Raw genomic sequence first — 15119 nt, forward strand, 5'->3', positions numbered from 1 at the left:
GGAGGCCGCCTCAGGACGCGAAGCGCCAGAAGAATCGCTGCGGCAGATGGCGCCGCACGAACGCCGAGCGCATCACCGGGCGCAGGTCCGGGTAACGCCCGTATCGCCGCAACCAGGCCACGACGGAGGGGCGCACGTAGGCCAGGGTCTTCGACGCGGCGGCGCGCCGATCCGACCGCCAGGGCGCTCCCGAGGCCCTGCGCCGGATGAGCAGCCGCACGGCGGGCAGGCGGCGACCGTTCTCGTTGGTATACGCGTGCTCCCGGCACTCGAGGACCTCGACGGGCAGGCCGTCGCAGAGGGCTTCGAAACTGTGCGGCGCGAAGAAGTTGATGTGCGTGACCGGCTCCGGCGGCAGCGGCGCGCCGTCCCAGATCTCCAGCGGCACCTCGGCATAGAGCAGGCCGCCGGGCGCCAGCAGGTCCACCAGGCGCGCCAGGATGCGCCGCGGTTCGGCCAGGTGCTCCAGCACATGGCTGCAGATGACGAGGTCGAATGCCCGGTCCGGGGGGATCTCGTCCAGCGTCGAGCCCAGCCGCTCGACGCCTGGACGGGTCTCGGTGACGTAGTCGCAGACGGCGCAATCGAAGCCCAGGGCCTGGAAGCGCCCCAGCAGCCGGCCGTTGCCGCCGCCGTAGTCGAGCAGACGCCGGCCTTCGGGGCTCGCCGTCGTCAGGATCGCCGCGGCGAGTTCCTCGGATCGCACGGCGTCGGAGGCCAGGCTGATGTTCATCTCGCCGCGGCTGAGTTCGTGCCGGGCGAGGTAGCGGTACTTCGCGTCCAGGTCGGCTTCGGAGGGTCGGGGCGTGAACGCGGCGAAGCCGCAGTGCCTGCAAAGCACCGATGCCATGCGCACTTCGGCCGCCCCGGGAACCCAGACCGAGAACAGCACGTCGTAGCGGGCGCGGACGTATTCCGGCAGACGCGCGGCCGCCGCCAGCTCGTAGGTTCTCGTGCCCAGAGGCTGCCAGTCGTGGCGGTCACAGACCGGGCATGAGGGATCGGTGTTCATGACAGTTCCCTTGGCGCCTGGGCGCCCAGCGCCGCGAGCATCGACACTCCTGCCCCATTGCGCCACCCGGGGATGCGGGGGCACCGCACTGTGTCGCGCGCGCCGCGGGTTGCCGCCGCCCCGTGCCAGAGCCCGAGACGACGGCACACATTGATACAAACCGACCACGCAGTCGTGGGCCGGCCGCCAGGCCAATGGCATCGGCCTGGGCCAGCGCCTATAGACTGCGTGCGCCCCGTCCACGAGTCGCCGCCTCCGTGCGGCATCACGGCTCCGATGCACATGACGTCACCGAGACCGATCCCGCGCCCGTTGGCCATGCTCCTGCCCCCGTGCGGCAAGCCGGCCGGCCTGCGCAGGCGGGCCGCATGAAGCCGGCAGCCCCCGTCTTCGTCGTCGGCGCCCCCCGCTCGGGTACCACATTGCTGCAGTACATGCTGCGCTCGCACCCGGCGCTGTCGATCCCGTCCGGCGAGTCGCACTTCATCGTGCCGCTGATGCGCAACGAAACCGGCTTCGGCGACCTGGCCACGGAAGACGGCGTGCAGCGCGTGCTGGCCTGGATGCGCGGCTTCAACCGCTCGTTCATCGAGACCGACCTGCACGGCCTGCGCTTCGACGAGCGTGAGCTGGCGCAGCGCTTCGTGGCCGAGGGCCGGCACACGATGCGCGACATCGTCACCGGCCTGTTCGAAGCCAATGCCGCCGGCGAAGGCAAGCCGCGCTGGGGCGACAAGACGCCGTACTACGTGCTGCACATGCCGCGCCTGCTCGCCTGGTGGCCCGACGCGCGCTTCATCCACATCGTGCGCGACGGCCGCGACGTCGCGCTGTCGCTGTTCGCACGCGGCGGCTTCGGCGTGCACAACATGTTCTACGCCGCACGCTACTGGCAGCAGTACGTCGACACCGGCCACGACGACGGCGAGCAGCGCGTGCCCGCGGGGCAGTACCTGGAGCTGCGTTACGAGGACCTGATCGCCGACCCGTCGGCGACGCTGCGCCGCGTCTGCGACTTCCTGGGCATCGTGTTCGACGAGGCGCTGCTCGACTTTCGCAAGCCGATGACCGAAGGCGGGGACACCCCGCTGTTGAGACAGCCACCGCGCGCCGACAACGCCGGCAAGTGGCGCGCCAGCATGACGTCGCGGCAGATCTCGGTGTTCGAACGTGCGGCAGGCCCGACCCTGCGGCGCATGGGCTACGAACTGGACACCTCGGCCCGCCCGCTGCCGCTGCCCGCACGCGCTCTCTATCGCTGGCACAACGGCCTGGTCCAGCGCTACCACCACGCGACCGGCCGCGCGACTTGGTCGTGACATAGCGCACATCGGCGGCAGCCGCCCCCCGCGGCTCCATGATGGTCGTACGCGCGCGGCCCTCCTAGACTCTCGGCCTTCCGCCCCCGGTGCGCCCGCCGCCTCGCCGCTTCCATGAGTCCCGCCCGCATGCCCGTCCTGATGTACCACCGGGTGGGCGACATCGAATCGGCCGCGGAAGCCAAGTACTGCGTCACGCCGCAGCGTTTTGCCGCCCAGATGCGGCGCCTGGCCGCCGCCGGCTGGCGCAGCGTGCCGATCGACGCGCTGGCGGCCTGGCTGGACGGCGGCCCCGCGCCCCGTGAGGGCGACTTCGTGCTGAGCTTCGACGACGGCTTCGAGGGCGTGCTGCACCATGCGGCGCCGGTGCTGGAGGCGCTGGGCTGGCCGTACACCGTGTTCGTGGTCTCGGGCCGCATCGGCCGCAGCGACGACTGGAACCACCACGACGGCAGCCAGCGCCGCCACCGGCTGCTCGACGCCGGCCAGCTGGCCGAACTCGCACGCCGCGGCTGCAGCCTGCACTCGCACACGCGCAGCCATGCCAGCCTGCCCGGGCTGGACGATGCGCGCCTGATGGAGGAACTGGCCGGCTCCCGGCAGGACCTGCAGGCGCTGCTGGGCGCGGCGCCGCGTTATCTGGCCTATCCCTACGGCCACCACGACGAGCGTGTGGTGGCGGCGGCGCGTGCCGCCGGCTACGGCGCGGCGTTCTCGGTGCAGCCGGGCTTCAACCGCCAGGACGTCGACCGCTACCGCGTGCGCCGGCTCGACGTCTTCGGCACCGACACGCCGGCGCAGCTGCTGCGCAAGCTGCGCCTGGGCAGCAACGACGGCCGCTTCGGCAGCGCCGTCGCGTACTACGCCCGCCGCCTGGGCGAACGACTGATCGGCGCCCGCGCGTGAAGCACGCCCGCCCAAAGGCCTGCCAGGGCGGCCGGACCCGATGACGGCGCCCGTGTCACTGCGCCGCGGCGTCGCCTGGCTGTTCGCCGGCAGCGCCGGCGAACAGCTGCTGAGCTTCGCCTTCGGCATCGTGCTGGCCCGGCTGCTGGCGCCCGAGGCCTTCGGCATGCTGCTGACGATCCAGGTCTTCACCGGCATCGCCGGCTTCGTGGCCGGCGGCGGCATGGGCCAGGCGCTGGTGCGCGCCAAGGCGCCGACGAAGCAGGACTACGACGTCGTGTTCACGCTGCAGCTGCTCGTCGGCTGCGCCATCTACGCCTTCTTCTTCGCCATCGCGCCCTGGCTGGCGCGCTGGTACGACGAGCCGGTCTACACCGACCTGCTGCGGCTGTCGGCACTGAGCTTCGTCATCCGGCCGCTGGTCAACATGCCGTCCAACCTGCTGTACCGCGAGATGCGCTTCAAGGCCCAGACGGCGGCCAACGTCGCCACCCTGGTGGTGTCCAGCGCGGTGAGCATCGGCCTGGCCTGGCGCGGCGACGGCGTCTGGGCCCTGGTGTGGGGCGGGCTCGCGGGCTCGCTGTTCCAGGCCGCCGTGCTCGCCCGTCTGGCGCACTGGCGCCCGGGGCTGTCGGCCGAGTTCCGGCGCGCGGGCGACATGGCGCGTTACGGCCTGCTCGTGTCGAGCAACGACCTCGTCGACTACGCCAAGTCCAAGGCCAACATCTTCATCCTGTCGCAGTCGCTGGGGCCGCAGTCGGTGGGCCTGTTCAACAAGTCTGAAAGCCTGGCGCGCATGCCGTTCAGCTTCGTGTCCGGCTCGGTCTACAAGGTGGCGTTCCGCGCGCTGGCCGCCGAGCAGGACAACCTGGACAAGTGCCGCTACGTCTTCCAGCGCAGCGTCGCGCTGGTCGCGGTCTACGGCACGCCGTTCTACGTCGGGCTGCACTGGGTGGCCGGGCCGCTGGTGCGCGGCGTCTACGGGCCGCACTGGCTGCCGGCGGCCGCGCCGCTGGAGATCCTGATCTTCGCGTGGCCGTTCTGGCTCGTGGCCAATCTCTGCGGCGCCGTCGCCGCCGCCAAGGACCGCCTCGGACGCGAGCTGCAGATCCAGATGATCAATCTGGCCATCACGGCAGCGGCCGTGATCGTGGCGCTGCCCTGGGGCATCGCCGGCGTGGCCTGGGCGATGGTCGTGGCCGCCGTGCCCAGCGCCCTGCTGATGTGGCGGCTCGCCGCCTCGGTGCTCGAACTCCGGCTCGCCGACACGCTGCGGGCACTCGGCCCGGCCCTGGCACTGAACCTGCCGCTGGCCGCGGCGCTCGCCCTGGCCGACCACCTGGCACCGCCCGCGCTGCGGGCCCACGACCTGCTGTACGTCGCCACCCTGGGCGGCCTGGGCGCCTGCGTCTACCTCGGCGCGATGCTGCTGCTGCCGCTGGCCGAACTCGCGGGCGAACGCGAACGCCTGCTCCGCCTGCTGCGCCGTGGCGCGCCGGCACGCACCTGAATCACCCGCGGCCACATCACACTCCCCACACGACCATGAGCGACTCGACCTACAAGACCCTCGCGGCCGCAGCGGCGGCCGGCGCCGCGGGCGCCGCCATCACCGGCTTCGGCGCCGCGCTGGACCTCACCGACGCGGCCGCGATCTGGCCGGTCATGGCCACCTGCGCGGTGGTCGGCGGCCTGCTGCAGAGCGCCAAGAGCTCGCTCGGCGGCATGGTCGACAACCGCACACGCACGCTGCGCGAGCGCCTGGAGGACCTGCGCCGCAGCGTCGGCGACATCCACGGCCTGGTGCGCATCCAGCCGCTGGCGCAGCAGCTGCCGCTGCCCATCGGGGGCGGCTGGGCGCTGACCGGCGACGCGGCCGCGGTGCTGGTGCGCGAAGCGCAGCTGCGCAAGCCGCGCACCATCCTCGAACTGGGCTCGGGCGTGTCGACGCTGCTGCTGGGGCAGGTGCTGCGCAACGCCGGCGGCGGCCGGCTGGTCTCGATCGACCACGACGCGGCCTGGGCCGCGCGCACGCGCGAGAACCTGAAGCTGATGGGTCTGGAGGACGTGGTCAGCGTCGTCGACGCGCCGCTGCGCACCCGCACCGTGGGCGAGCAGCGCTACGACTGGTACGACATCCCCGACGCGGTGCTCGACGAACTCGGCCCCATCGACCTGCTGCTCGTCGACGGCCCGCCGCAGCGCAGCGGCGACACGCTGCCGGCACGCTTTCCGGCCCTTCCGGTGCTCGGCCCGCGGCTGAGCGACGACGCGCTGGTCTTCGTCGACGACGCCGACCGCGCGCAGGAGCGCACGATGGTGCAATGGTGGCTGGAGCAGGACGCGGGCTGGAAGGCCGAGCGCCATCCGACCGTCGACGGCGTCTGCCTGCTGCGGCGCACCTGAGCCCTCAAGCCCCGGCCTCGTCCATGTCCGTTCCCGCCGTCACCGTCGTGATGCCCTGCTTCAACGCCGCGGGGCACCTGGAGCGCAGCATCGGCAGCCTGCAGGCACAGGAGTGCGGCGACTGGGAGCTGGTCGCCGTCGACGACGGCTCCAGCGACACGACCTGGCAGCGGCTGCAGGACTTCGCGGCACGCGACCCACGCATCCAGCCGCTGCGCCGGGCCAATGCCGGCGCCGCCGCGGCCCGCAACACGGGGCTGAAGGCCGCCAACGGCCGCTGCATCGCATTCCTCGACAGCGACGACAGCTGGCACCCGTCGTTCCTGCGCCTGATGCGCGAGGCGCTCGACGCCGCGCCCGAGGCCGCCATCGTCTACTGCGGCTGGCAGAACATCGGTCTCGGCGCGGCGCGCGACCAGCCCTACGTGCCGCCCGACTACGAACAAGGCGACAAGATCGCCTCGCTGGTGCGCAGCTGCCCCTGGCCGATCCACGGCGCCCTGACGCGCGCCAGTTTCATCCAGGCCGCCGGAGGCTTCGACGAGACGCTGAGTTCGTGCATGGACTACGACCTGTGGCTGCGCATCGCGGCGCTGCACCCGGTGCGCCTCGTGCCCCAGGTGCTGGCCTACTACCACCACCACGGCAGCGGCCAGATCACCAGCAACCGCGCACGCATCGCGCTCAACCACCTGCGTGCACAGACCAAGTTCCTGCAGGCCCATCCCGACGTGCACCAGGCGCTGGGGCGCGCCCGCGCGCGCGAACTCACCTACGGCGAGCTGATGGCACGCGGCTACGAGAGCTACTGGCGGCGCGACCTGCAGAGCGCACGCACGATCTTCCGCGTGCTGATGCGCCACGGGTTCGGCCGGCCGCAGGACTGGCTGCACATGATTCCCGCCCTGCTGCCGCTGGCCTGGCACCAGCGCCTGCTCGCGGCACGCGACCGGACCGCCCGCACCTAGCCTTCCGGACCGCAGACCTCCATGCTGACATTCGCCTTTTGTACTTACAACCGCGCAAACCGCCTGGAGAACCTAATCGCAGCCATGCGGGACCAAGAGTGCCCGCAGCAGTTTGAAATCCTTGCCATCAACAACAACAGCAGGGATGAAACCAGCAAAATACTGGCCGCGGCCGCTAGTCAGCCGGGACCACGCCTGCGGTGGGTCAATGAGACAACACAAGGCATCGTCGCCGCCAGAAATCGAGCACTTACAGAGGCAATCGACAGCGACATCCTCGCATTCATTGACGACGATGAGTTACCAGAGCCGGGCCTTTTAAAAGCGGCTCACCACGCCATCACGATGGAGGGCGCCCAGTGCGTGGGAGGAAGAGTCTCAGTTGACTTTGGCGAGAACAAGCGTCCCAGCTGGCTTGGAGATAATCTTCTCGGCTTCTTGGCCGAAGTCAACTACGGCGACACCGCATTCTGGATACAGGGCGAAGACACCCCTGTATGGACAGCGAATGTTGCGTATGACATGAGCATCTTTCGTAAAAATCCGCAGCTCCGCTTCGACGGGCGCTTTGATCGCAAAGGAGAGGGAATCGGCGGGGGCGAGGACATACAGATGTTTCGGGCAATACTGCGAGCGGGGCATCGCATACGCTATAGGCCAGAGATGCGCGTCCGGCATGGCGTCGAAGAGTGGAAGCTACGCCGCAGCTATCTCCTGAAACTGCATTACGAAGAGGGAAGGAAGACAGGAAAGTACATTCTGCCCACATTCAAAAACACTTTCCTTGGAATCCCACCATTCCTCGTAAGGCAGGCAGCAATTCAGGGCCTACGGACACTGGCAAAATCTCCACAAGGTCAGGCAGCTCTTTTGAGGCAGACCATGACGCTGACGCATTCATTGGGTTTGATTGCGGGATACATGGACCGCGCCACACCGCCACAGCCAACCAAAAGGGATCGCACATGAAACTGAGAACCATCGCCGCCCTATTTGCACTCTCGGCGCCCGGCATAGCCTCAGCCCAAACCCAGGAGTTCACAGCCTACGACTGGGCAACACTGCCAAAGTACTGCGATGCGCGCCTCCGCGGCGATGAAGCGAGCAAAAATCTATGGTCGGACAGAATCGGCCAAGAGCACTTCATCCATGTCCACCACTTCTGTTTTGGACTTCATTATTTGAACAAGGCCAAGTTCACTTTCGACAAACGAAAGAAAAACGAAGCCATTGAACAAGCCATCAAGCAGTTCGACTACGTCATTCAGCGATGGCAGCCATCGTCGACGTTTCGCGCCGACGCCATCCGTTACCAACAGCAAGCCAGAAGCATGCGAATGCCCTAAGGCGGGCCTTCAGGTCGCAGAGGCCGGGTGCGCACGAACATCTATCGACGTACCGACCTCCGGCTTGCGCACGGCCAGGTAGTGCACCACGACCGCCAGCGCCACCAGGTGGTAGAAGAAGTCGAAGTACGCCAGCCCGAGGAAGGCCCCGCCCACCAGGTAGCCGATCAGGCTGACCTGGACCATCGCCGCCAGGTCCCGCGCCCAGTGCGCCTGCGGCCGCTGGCGCGTATGCCGCATCACGGCACGGCAACGCAGCCAGGTCATCACGATCAACAGCAGGAACAGCACGAGCCCGGGGAAGCCGTGCTCGCCGAGCACCTCGAAGTAGATGCTGTGCACGTCGTGCACCTGGTCCGGAACCGGGGCGTACAGCTGGAAGGTCAGCGGCTTGAACATCTCGAAGCCGCCGCCGGTCAGGCGCGCCTGCGCGACGTTCCACGCCACCCACCAGGCGTTGATGCGCCCCATCGCCGAGGCGTCCTCCTGGTAGGTCTCGATCGTCGCCATGCGCTCGTACCAGGCCTCCGGCATCAGGCTCAGGATGACCGCCGCCACGCCGGCGATCAGCACCGCGAACACCAGCTTGCGCCGCCCCTTGAGCCAGAAGACGAAGCCCATCGCCGACAGCGCCAGCAGCGCGCCGCGCGACTGGCTGCCGATCGCCGCCACCGCGCACAGGAACATCGCAGCCCCCAGCGCCAGGCGCACGAGGCGGCGCTTGTCCTGCAGCTGCAGGTAGCGCAGCAGCGGGATGGTCATCACCAGCGCCAGCGCCAGCTCGTTGTTGCCGCCGATGAAGGTGCCCATCGGGCCCCAGACGCGGTGCTCGCCGCCCTTGGCGATCGTGAAGATGCCGCCCTTGACGCCGTAGAAGGCCAGCGACAGCGCCATCACCCAGACGAACAGGTGCACCTTCTCGCGCGAGGTCAGCAGCAGCAGCGTCATGAAGGTGATCAGCTGGATCTTCAGCACCTTCTCGTACTGCGGCCAGGCCAGCTGCGAGTACATCGCCTGCGTCGTCGTGATGCCCATCCACAGCACCAGGATCACCAGGACGACGATCTCGCGCGACCAGACCATGCGTTTGGCTTCCTTGGAGATCAGCATCCCGACCATCGTCGTCAGCGCGACGACGTAGACGACAGGAAAGCTGAGCATGAAGCCGTAACACAGCCGGTGCGGGTTCATGTAACCCAGCCAGGCCAGCATCAGCACGCCCCAGAAGGGGCGCTTCAGCACGAAGGGCAGCAGGCCGAAGACGACCAGGGCGACGGCAATGTCACGCATGCGGGGCCGCCTCCGGTGCGGGCGACGCCGCCGCCACGTGGCTGACGACGTAGCGGTACTTGCCGGACTTCTCCGGCGCGATGGCGTCGACGTAGTTCACGTCCACCTGCACGCCGGCGCCCAGGCGGCGCTTCAGCCCGGCCTGGATCTCCGCGGCGCGCGCCGGGCGGTCGAAGCCCGCGTCGGCGACGAGCTGCACCTCGGTGCGCTGCAGGCTGTGCTGCACGATCTTGAAGCCGCGCACACCGGGCAGGTCGCGCACGACGTAGACCAGCGCCAGGCCGTGCATCACGGTGCCGTCGGCGGCAACGATGAAGTCGGTGCTGCGGCCCTGGATCTCCTTGACCAGCGGCAGCGTGCGGCCGCAGGCGCAGCGCGCGGTGTCGAGCACGGCGACGTCGCCGGTGCGGTAGCGGATGAACGGGAAGTCCTTCGTCGCCAGATGCGTGACGACGATCTCGCCCGACTGCCCCGGCGGCAGCACGCGGCCGTCGGGGGCGACGATCTCGACGATCACGTCCTCGGCCGTCAGGTGCAGGCCGCCCGACGGGCACTCGTGGGCGATGAAGCCCGCGTCGCGGCTGCCGTAGCCGTTGGCGACGCGGCAGCCGAACAGGCGCGAGATCGTCTCGCGCTGGTCGTCGTACAGGCGCTCGCTGGTGACGAAGGCGACCTCGATGCCGAGGTCGTCCATCCTCTGGCCGCGGCGCTCGGCGTGGCGCGCGATGTGGGAGAGCGCGCTGGGGTAGCCGAACAGCATCTTCGGCCGGCGCGCGCGGATCGCGGCGACGAAGCCGTCGAGCTTGGCTTCGCTCATCTCGAAGGCCGGCAGCAGCTCGGTGCGCAGCAGGCGGTCGCGCCAGGCGCGCACGCGGTCCTGGGCGCCGAGCTCGATCGGGCTGCCCCAGACGACGATCTCGGGGTCGCCGATGTCCACGCCCCACCAGCGCGTGGCGCGCCACTTGGCGGCGACGTCGTGGCTGACACGCTCGCGGCCGATGAAGAAGATCAACGGCTCGCCCGAGCTGCCGCCGGTGTTGAAGCGCGCCAGCCCTTCGGCCTGCTCGTGGCGCAGGCGCTCGCCCTGGGCGCGCACGACGGCCTTGGTCAGGAAGGGCAGGCGCTGCAGGTCGGCCACCGAGGCCACGGTAGACGGGTCGAAGCCGGCTTCAGCGAACAGCTCGCGGTAGTACGGCACGTGCTGTCCGGCCTGCACGAGCAGCGCGCGCAGGCGCTCGACACGCAGCGCCTCCAGGCGCTCGGGCGGCCACCACTGGCTGGCCTCCAGCGAACGGCGCACCGCGACGCTGTCGTGGCGCTTCAGGCGCTCGTGCAGCGGAAACAGGACGCCGGAGGTGAAACGCGTGTAGAGCCCGCTCATGGTGTTCAGGGGGCCGCGGCAGCCGCTCGTGCGCCGGCGCCGGCGTGCAGCGCGCGGAAGGCGGCGACGAGCTCGGCGACACGCCGGTCCCAGGTGTTGGCCGCAGCGTAGCGGCGGATCGTGTCGGCATCCCAGTCGCGCGCCAGCGCGTCGGCGACGGCTGATTCCAGCGCCTGGCCGTCGCCGAAGGGCACGACGCTGCCCAGCTCGGCACGGCAGACGACCTCGGCGTTGCCGCCGACGGCGGTGGTCACGACCGGCAGGCCGCAGGCCATCGCTTCGAGAAACACGTTGGCCCAGCCTTCGTTGCGCGTGGCGAGCACGAAGACGTCGGCCGCCGACAGCGGCCCGCGCAGCGCCTCGGGCGGCAGCGGGCCGAGGAAACGCACGGCCTCGCCCAGCCCGGCGGCGGCCACCTGGGCGCGCAGCTGCGGGCCGAGGTCGCCTTCGGGGCTGGGGCCGCCGACGACGAGGTAGACCAGGCCGGGGAAACGCTCGCGCAGCGCCGGCAGGCGCTCGATGACGCGGTGGAAGCCCTTGCGCTCGCACAGCCCGCCGACGCTGACCAGCACCGGCGCGTCGGCCGCCAGCCCGAGCGCGGCGCGCGCCTCGGCCCGCGGCAGCGGGTTGAAGCGCGCCAGGTCGACGCCGTTGCCGACGACACGCACCTTGTCGGCCGCGATGCCCAGCGCCAGCGCCACCTGGCGCAGCGACTCCGACACCGCGAAGACCTGCGTCGCGCGCTGCAGCGCGGCGCGCAGCTTGGGCGCCAGCGCCGGGTCGCGCGCCTGGCGCTGCTCGGTGCCGCGCAGCGTGATCGTCACCGGCACGCCCAGCCAGCGGCCGAGCAGCGTCGCGGCAAAGCCGTCGGGGTAGGCGAAGTGGGCGTCGATCAGGTCCAGCCGGCCTTCGCGCTTCGGGCGCGCCAGCCGCGGCCAGGCAGCCAGCGCCATCGCCAGCCCGTCCAGGCCCTTGAGCACGCCGGGCACGCTGAGGAAACGCGGGAACCAGACCTCGTGGCCCTGCTGCGTCTCGTGCCGCGGCGCGCCAGGGCGGAAGCTCGGCTTGAAACGCCGCAGCAGCGACTGCAGCGGGAACCAGGGCGTCGGCGCGACGACCGCTAGCGGCAGCTCGCGGCCGACGCGGAACATGCGCTCGCGCACGAAGAGGCCGGCACCGGGCTGCACGGCGCTCGGGAACAGGCTGCTGAAGACGACAACGTGGGGAGCGCTCGACGTGCTCACGGCGCCTCCCCGGGCTTGCGGAAAACGAGCCAGAACCCGAGCACCGCCAGATCGTCGTCGGACACGCCGCGAAACGGCGCCGCGAGCAGCGGGCGCACGTCCGAGACCTGTTCCGGCGCGGCGCAGTGCGTGGCTTCGAACTGCAACACCTCGACCGGCAAACGTTCGACGATGTGGCGGTAGCGGTCGATGCGCCAGCGGTTGGGCACACCCTTGGCCGAGTACATCCAGCGCCACGCCGTCTCCGACCAGGCCAGGAAGTCCAGCGGGTTGCGGCGGTGCAAGCCATGGCTGCGCAGATCGACCAGATGGATAGCCAGCGCCCCGGGACGCATCGCGCGCACCATGTCGGCAAACGTGGCCTCAAGGTCGTCGACGTGTTCGAGCACCGCACGCGAGAACACGAAGTCGAACGCGTCGGTCAGCCCCGACAGGCCGCTGGGGCGCACGAGGTACTCGATGCGCGTGGGCTCGAAGCCCGCGCGCGGGTCCGCAGGGTCGCGCAGGCAGGCGACGAGCCGTTCGCGTTCGCGCCCTGCGCTCGCGGCGACGAGATCCCCGACGACGCGGGCGTTCTTCTCCGACAGGCTGACCAGCGGGAAGCGGTCGACGCAGCACACACGTTCCGCCCCGTGGGCGACCATCAGTGCAGCGACCCCGGGCAGGTCGCCGGGGCCGTACTCCATCAGCGACTTGCCGGCGAGGAAGGCATCAGCAGCGTCGGACGCCAGGCCCAGGCGGGCGAAGTAGTCTTCGACGCAGCGGCGGAAGTAACCGGCCACGTCCGCTGCTGCCTCTTCCGCCGCAGCGCCGCGGCCGGTCTGCCCGGTCAGGCGCACGTACAGGCCGGGGGCGAAACGGGCCAACTGGTTGGTGGCCACGGCGCGCAGCACGCGGTGCGCGGTGGCCAATGGCGTGCCGCCAGTCCCCTGCCCGCCTACCGCGCCGCCAGCCACCGTCAGCGCCCCCCGGCGGCGACCAGGCGCTCGTAGACCGGGCGGTACAGCCCGGCCGAGTTGGCCCAGGTGCGTTCGCGCTCGACGAACTCGCGCCCCGCGGCACGCAGCGACGGCCACTGGTCGCGGCGCGCCAGCAGGTCGTCGATGGCGTTGGCCAGCGCCTCGGCGCTGCCGGCCTGGAACAGCCAGCCGGTCTCGCGGTTGCGGATCAGCTCCTTGTGGCCGCCGACGTCGCTGGCGACGAACAGCCGCCCCTGCGCCATCGCTTCCAGCGGCTTGAGCGGCGTGACGAGTTCGGTCAGCCGCATGCTGTGGCGCGGGTAGGCGAGCACGTCGATGAGGTCGTAGTAGCGCTGCACCTCCTTGTGCGGCACGCGGCCGGTGAACACCACCTTGTCGGCCACGCCCAGCGACTGCGCACGCTCCTTGAGCAGCTGCTCCTGCGGGCCGCCGCCGACGAGCAGCACGCGCAGGTCGGGCCGGCGCTTGAGGAGCCGAGGCAGCGCGTCCAGCAGCAGGTCCAGGCCTTCGTAGGCGTAGAAGCTGCCGATGAAGCCGACGACGGTGGCGCCTTCCAGGCCCAGCCGGGCCTTCAGCGCCGCGTCGGGCTCGCCGCCGGGGCCGAAGTCGTCGACGTCGACCGCGTTCGGGATCACGGTGATCTTGTCGGCCGGCACGCCGCGGCCGACGATGTCGCCGCGCAGCCCGTCGCAGATCGTGAAGACGTGCGCGGCCTCCTTCAGCGCCGCGGTCTCCATGCGCCGCGTCAGGCGGTAGCGCAGGCTGCCTTCGGTGGTCGTGCCGTGGTCGACGGCGGCGTCCTCCCAGAAGGCGCGCACCTCGTAGACCGCCGGGATGCGCTGGCGCTTGGCCACGCGCAGCGCGGGCAGCGCGTTGAGCACCGGCGAATGGGCGTGGATGACGTTCGGGCGCAGCTTGAGCACCAGCTCGTTGATGCGCTTCTCCAGCCGGCGCATCAGCGCCATCTCGCCCAGCCCCGGCATGCCGCCGGCGTTGGCCGGCACCAGGGTGCGGTAGAAGTGCCAGCCCTCGACCGTCTCCTCGGGCACGGTGGTGGCGTGCTTGGGGCTGGTCAGGTGGAAGGTTTCCCACCCCATGCGGCGCTGCTCGGTCAGCAGCGACAGCGTGCGGAAGGTGTAGCCGCTGTGCAGCGGGATGGAGTGGTCAAGGATATGCAGGACTCGCACGTCAGACGCCAATCACGTAACGGCTCCTACGGCCGAGCAGGCGGATCACGGCCTTGACGAGCAGCGCGCTGGCCAGCGCCGCGGCGGCGGCGGCCAGCAGCAGCTGCGGCACGCCGCCGCCGGGCAGCTGGCCGAAGCCGTACTCGAAGGCGAACTTGAAGGCGGTGATCACGTAGGAGTGGACGAAGAAGATTCCGAAGCTCAACGTGCCGGCCCAGCCCAGCCAGGGCGTGGCCCGCGAGCCCAGGCGCAGCAGCGCGGCCACCAGGAACAGGATCAGGACCGTCTTCTGCAGATAGTCCAGATACGTGTGGGTGCCACGGGTGAAGGCCAGCTCGGCGATGCCCAGCGCCACCGACAGCGCCAGCAGCTGCCAGAGGTGGCGCTTCAGCAGCGGCTCGGCCGTCTGCCGGAAGCGGCACATCAGCATGCCCAGCGCCCAGACCGGCAGGAAGTGCACGACGTTGAGCAGGGGATTGTCGCTGCGGCCGACGAAGGCCGGCAGGACGAAGAGCAAAGGAAGGGCCCAGAACGCCCGGTCGTCGCGCGTCGCGTGCAGGATCAGCGGCGACACGAGGTAGAACGAGACGATGGTCGGGATGAACCAGAACGGCGCCAGGTGCTTGCCGGTGATCAGGAAGTACCCCATCTGCTGCCAGTCGGACAGGCCTTCGAAACCGGCCGGCATGCCTTGCCGCGCCGCCAGGAAGACGAAGGCCACCAGCGCCGGGGCCGAGACGATCAGATACGGCAGCACCACGAAGCGCAGCTTCTTGTCCCAGTAGTCCAGCACCTCGTAGCGGCCCTTCAGGTACTCGAACAGGAAGCCCGAGATGAACAGGAAGAAGGTGGTGCCGTTGGCGACGAGGTACTTCAGCACGCGCGCCAGCTCCGGGTTCGCGCTCCAGTCGAACAGGCTCAGCGTGTGCGTCGTGACGATGAACAGCACCGCCAGACCCCGGAAGTCGTGCACGTAGGCGATGCGGTCGCCTGCCGGCCGCGGCCGAACACGGGGTTCGACGGCCGGCACCAGGGTCATAGCCGCGTGCACGGGGGCTTCCGGCGTCGCGCCGGCCAGGG

14 protein-coding genes are annotated in these 15119 nt (G+C 70.1%); 7 read left to right on the forward strand and 7 right to left on the reverse strand.

Annotated elements, in window-relative coordinates; genetic code table 11:
- Nucleotides 1-10 precede the first annotated feature (10 nt).
- The gene (locus EV684_RS02315; protein WP_165908368.1) at nucleotides 11-1012 is read right to left on the reverse strand and encodes a class I SAM-dependent methyltransferase; all 1002 of its coding nucleotides are present in this window, start codon (nucleotides 1010-1012) and stop codon (nucleotides 11-13) included.
- A 368-nt stretch (nucleotides 1013-1380) separates the two neighbouring features.
- Between EV684_RS02315 and EV684_RS02320 the strand changes: the two genes are divergently transcribed.
- The 7 genes from EV684_RS02320 (at nucleotide 1381) to EV684_RS02350 (ending at nucleotide 7957) form a co-directional block, all read left to right on the forward strand.
- Nucleotides 1381-2331, forward strand: a complete 951-nt coding sequence (locus tag EV684_RS02320) for a sulfotransferase family protein (protein ID WP_132644582.1) — start codon at nucleotides 1381-1383, stop codon at nucleotides 2329-2331.
- 129 nt (nucleotides 2332-2460) lie between these two features.
- On the forward strand, nucleotides 2461-3237 hold the full coding sequence (locus EV684_RS02325) for a polysaccharide deacetylase family protein (RefSeq protein WP_200222274.1): 777 nt from the start codon (nucleotides 2461-2463) through the stop codon (nucleotides 3235-3237).
- 40 nt (nucleotides 3238-3277) lie between these two features.
- Nucleotides 3278-4747 (forward strand): lipopolysaccharide biosynthesis protein, encoded by a 1470-nt coding sequence (locus tag EV684_RS02330; RefSeq protein WP_132644583.1) that lies wholly within the window; start codon nucleotides 3278-3280, stop codon nucleotides 4745-4747.
- Between the two features lie 35 nt (nucleotides 4748-4782).
- Nucleotides 4783-5643 (forward strand): O-methyltransferase, encoded by an 861-nt coding sequence (locus tag EV684_RS02335; protein ID WP_132644584.1) that lies wholly within the window; start codon nucleotides 4783-4785, stop codon nucleotides 5641-5643.
- Nucleotides 5644-5666: 23 nt separating this feature from the next.
- Nucleotides 5667-6611 carry a glycosyltransferase family 2 protein gene (locus EV684_RS02340; protein WP_132644585.1) on the forward strand — a complete coding sequence of 315 codons (945 nt, stop codon included), beginning with the start codon at nucleotides 5667-5669 and terminating at the stop codon, nucleotides 6609-6611.
- A gap of 21 nt (nucleotides 6612-6632) precedes the next feature.
- Nucleotides 6633-7580 (forward strand): glycosyltransferase, encoded by a 948-nt coding sequence (locus tag EV684_RS02345; protein WP_132644586.1) that lies wholly within the window; start codon nucleotides 6633-6635, stop codon nucleotides 7578-7580.
- Nucleotides 7577-7957 (forward strand): hypothetical protein, encoded by a 381-nt coding sequence (locus tag EV684_RS02350; RefSeq protein WP_132644587.1) that lies wholly within the window; start codon nucleotides 7577-7579, stop codon nucleotides 7955-7957. The genes EV684_RS02345 and EV684_RS02350 overlap by 4 nt, the downstream gene beginning before the upstream one ends.
- A 9-nt stretch (nucleotides 7958-7966) precedes the next feature.
- On the opposite strand, the gene EV684_RS02355 is transcribed toward EV684_RS02350, so the two are convergent.
- From EV684_RS02355 to EV684_RS02380, 6 genes are read right to left on the reverse strand one after another with little or no spacing between them, the layout of a single operon-like run.
- Nucleotides 7967-9247: a putative O-glycosylation ligase, exosortase A system-associated gene (locus EV684_RS02355; protein ID WP_132644588.1), complete on the reverse strand. Its 1281-nt coding sequence runs from the start codon at nucleotides 9245-9247 to the stop codon at nucleotides 7967-7969.
- The gene (locus EV684_RS02360) at nucleotides 9240-10628 is read right to left on the reverse strand and encodes a phenylacetate--CoA ligase family protein (RefSeq protein WP_132644589.1); all 1389 of its coding nucleotides are present in this window, start codon (nucleotides 10626-10628) and stop codon (nucleotides 9240-9242) included. The genes EV684_RS02355 and EV684_RS02360 overlap by 8 nt, the downstream gene beginning before the upstream one ends.
- 5 nt (nucleotides 10629-10633) lie before the next feature.
- Nucleotides 10634-11872: a glycosyltransferase gene (locus EV684_RS02365; RefSeq protein WP_132644590.1), complete on the reverse strand. Its 1239-nt coding sequence runs from the start codon at nucleotides 11870-11872 to the stop codon at nucleotides 10634-10636.
- Entirely contained in the window at nucleotides 11869-12828 is a 960-nt protein-coding gene (locus EV684_RS02370) for a methyltransferase domain-containing protein (protein ID WP_132644591.1), read from the reverse strand. Before EV684_RS02370 ends, EV684_RS02365 begins: the two co-directional genes overlap by 4 nt.
- A gap of 2 nt (nucleotides 12829-12830) precedes the next feature.
- Nucleotides 12831-14039 (reverse strand): TIGR04063 family PEP-CTERM/XrtA system glycosyltransferase, encoded by a 1209-nt coding sequence (locus EV684_RS02375; protein WP_132644592.1) that lies wholly within the window; start codon nucleotides 14037-14039, stop codon nucleotides 12831-12833.
- A gap of 1 nt (nucleotide 14040) precedes the next feature.
- Complete coding sequence (locus tag EV684_RS02380; RefSeq protein ID WP_165908369.1) at nucleotides 14041-15078, reverse strand: acyltransferase family protein; 1038 nt, start codon at nucleotides 15076-15078, stop codon at nucleotides 14041-14043.
- Between the last annotated feature and the right edge of the window lie 41 nt (nucleotides 15079-15119).

The sequence above is a fragment of the Rubrivivax gelatinosus genome (assembly GCF_004340905.1).
In the GTDB taxonomy this organism is placed as follows: domain Bacteria; phylum Pseudomonadota; class Gammaproteobacteria; order Burkholderiales; family Burkholderiaceae_C; genus Rubrivivax; species Rubrivivax gelatinosus.

Excerpts from the sequence above, each read along its gene's own strand:
- EV684_RS02315 (WP_165908368.1), bottom strand. The coding sequence starts at position 1,012 with ATGAACACCGATCCCTCATGCCCGGTCTGTGACCGCCACGACTGGCAG.
- EV684_RS02320 (WP_132644582.1), top strand. The coding sequence starts at position 1,381 with ATGAAGCCGGCAGCCCCCGTCTTCGTCGTCGGCGCCCCCCGCTCGGGT.
- EV684_RS02325 (WP_200222274.1), top strand. The coding sequence starts at position 2,461 with ATGCCCGTCCTGATGTACCACCGGGTGGGCGACATCGAATCGGCCGCG.
- EV684_RS02330 (WP_132644583.1), top strand. The coding sequence starts at position 3,278 with ATGACGGCGCCCGTGTCACTGCGCCGCGGCGTCGCCTGGCTGTTCGCC.
- EV684_RS02335 (WP_132644584.1), top strand. The coding sequence starts at position 4,783 with ATGAGCGACTCGACCTACAAGACCCTCGCGGCCGCAGCGGCGGCCGGC.
- EV684_RS02340 (WP_132644585.1), top strand. The coding sequence starts at position 5,667 with ATGTCCGTTCCCGCCGTCACCGTCGTGATGCCCTGCTTCAACGCCGCG.
- EV684_RS02345 (WP_132644586.1), top strand. The coding sequence starts at position 6,633 with ATGCTGACATTCGCCTTTTGTACTTACAACCGCGCAAACCGCCTGGAG.
- EV684_RS02350 (WP_132644587.1), top strand. The coding sequence starts at position 7,577 with ATGAAACTGAGAACCATCGCCGCCCTATTTGCACTCTCGGCGCCCGGC.
- EV684_RS02355 (WP_132644588.1), bottom strand. The coding sequence starts at position 9,247 with ATGCGTGACATTGCCGTCGCCCTGGTCGTCTTCGGCCTGCTGCCCTTC.
- EV684_RS02360 (WP_132644589.1), bottom strand. The coding sequence starts at position 10,628 with ATGAGCGGGCTCTACACGCGTTTCACCTCCGGCGTCCTGTTTCCGCTG.
- EV684_RS02380 (WP_165908369.1), bottom strand. The coding sequence starts at position 15,078 with ATGACCCTGGTGCCGGCCGTCGAACCCCGTGTTCGGCCGCGGCCGGCA.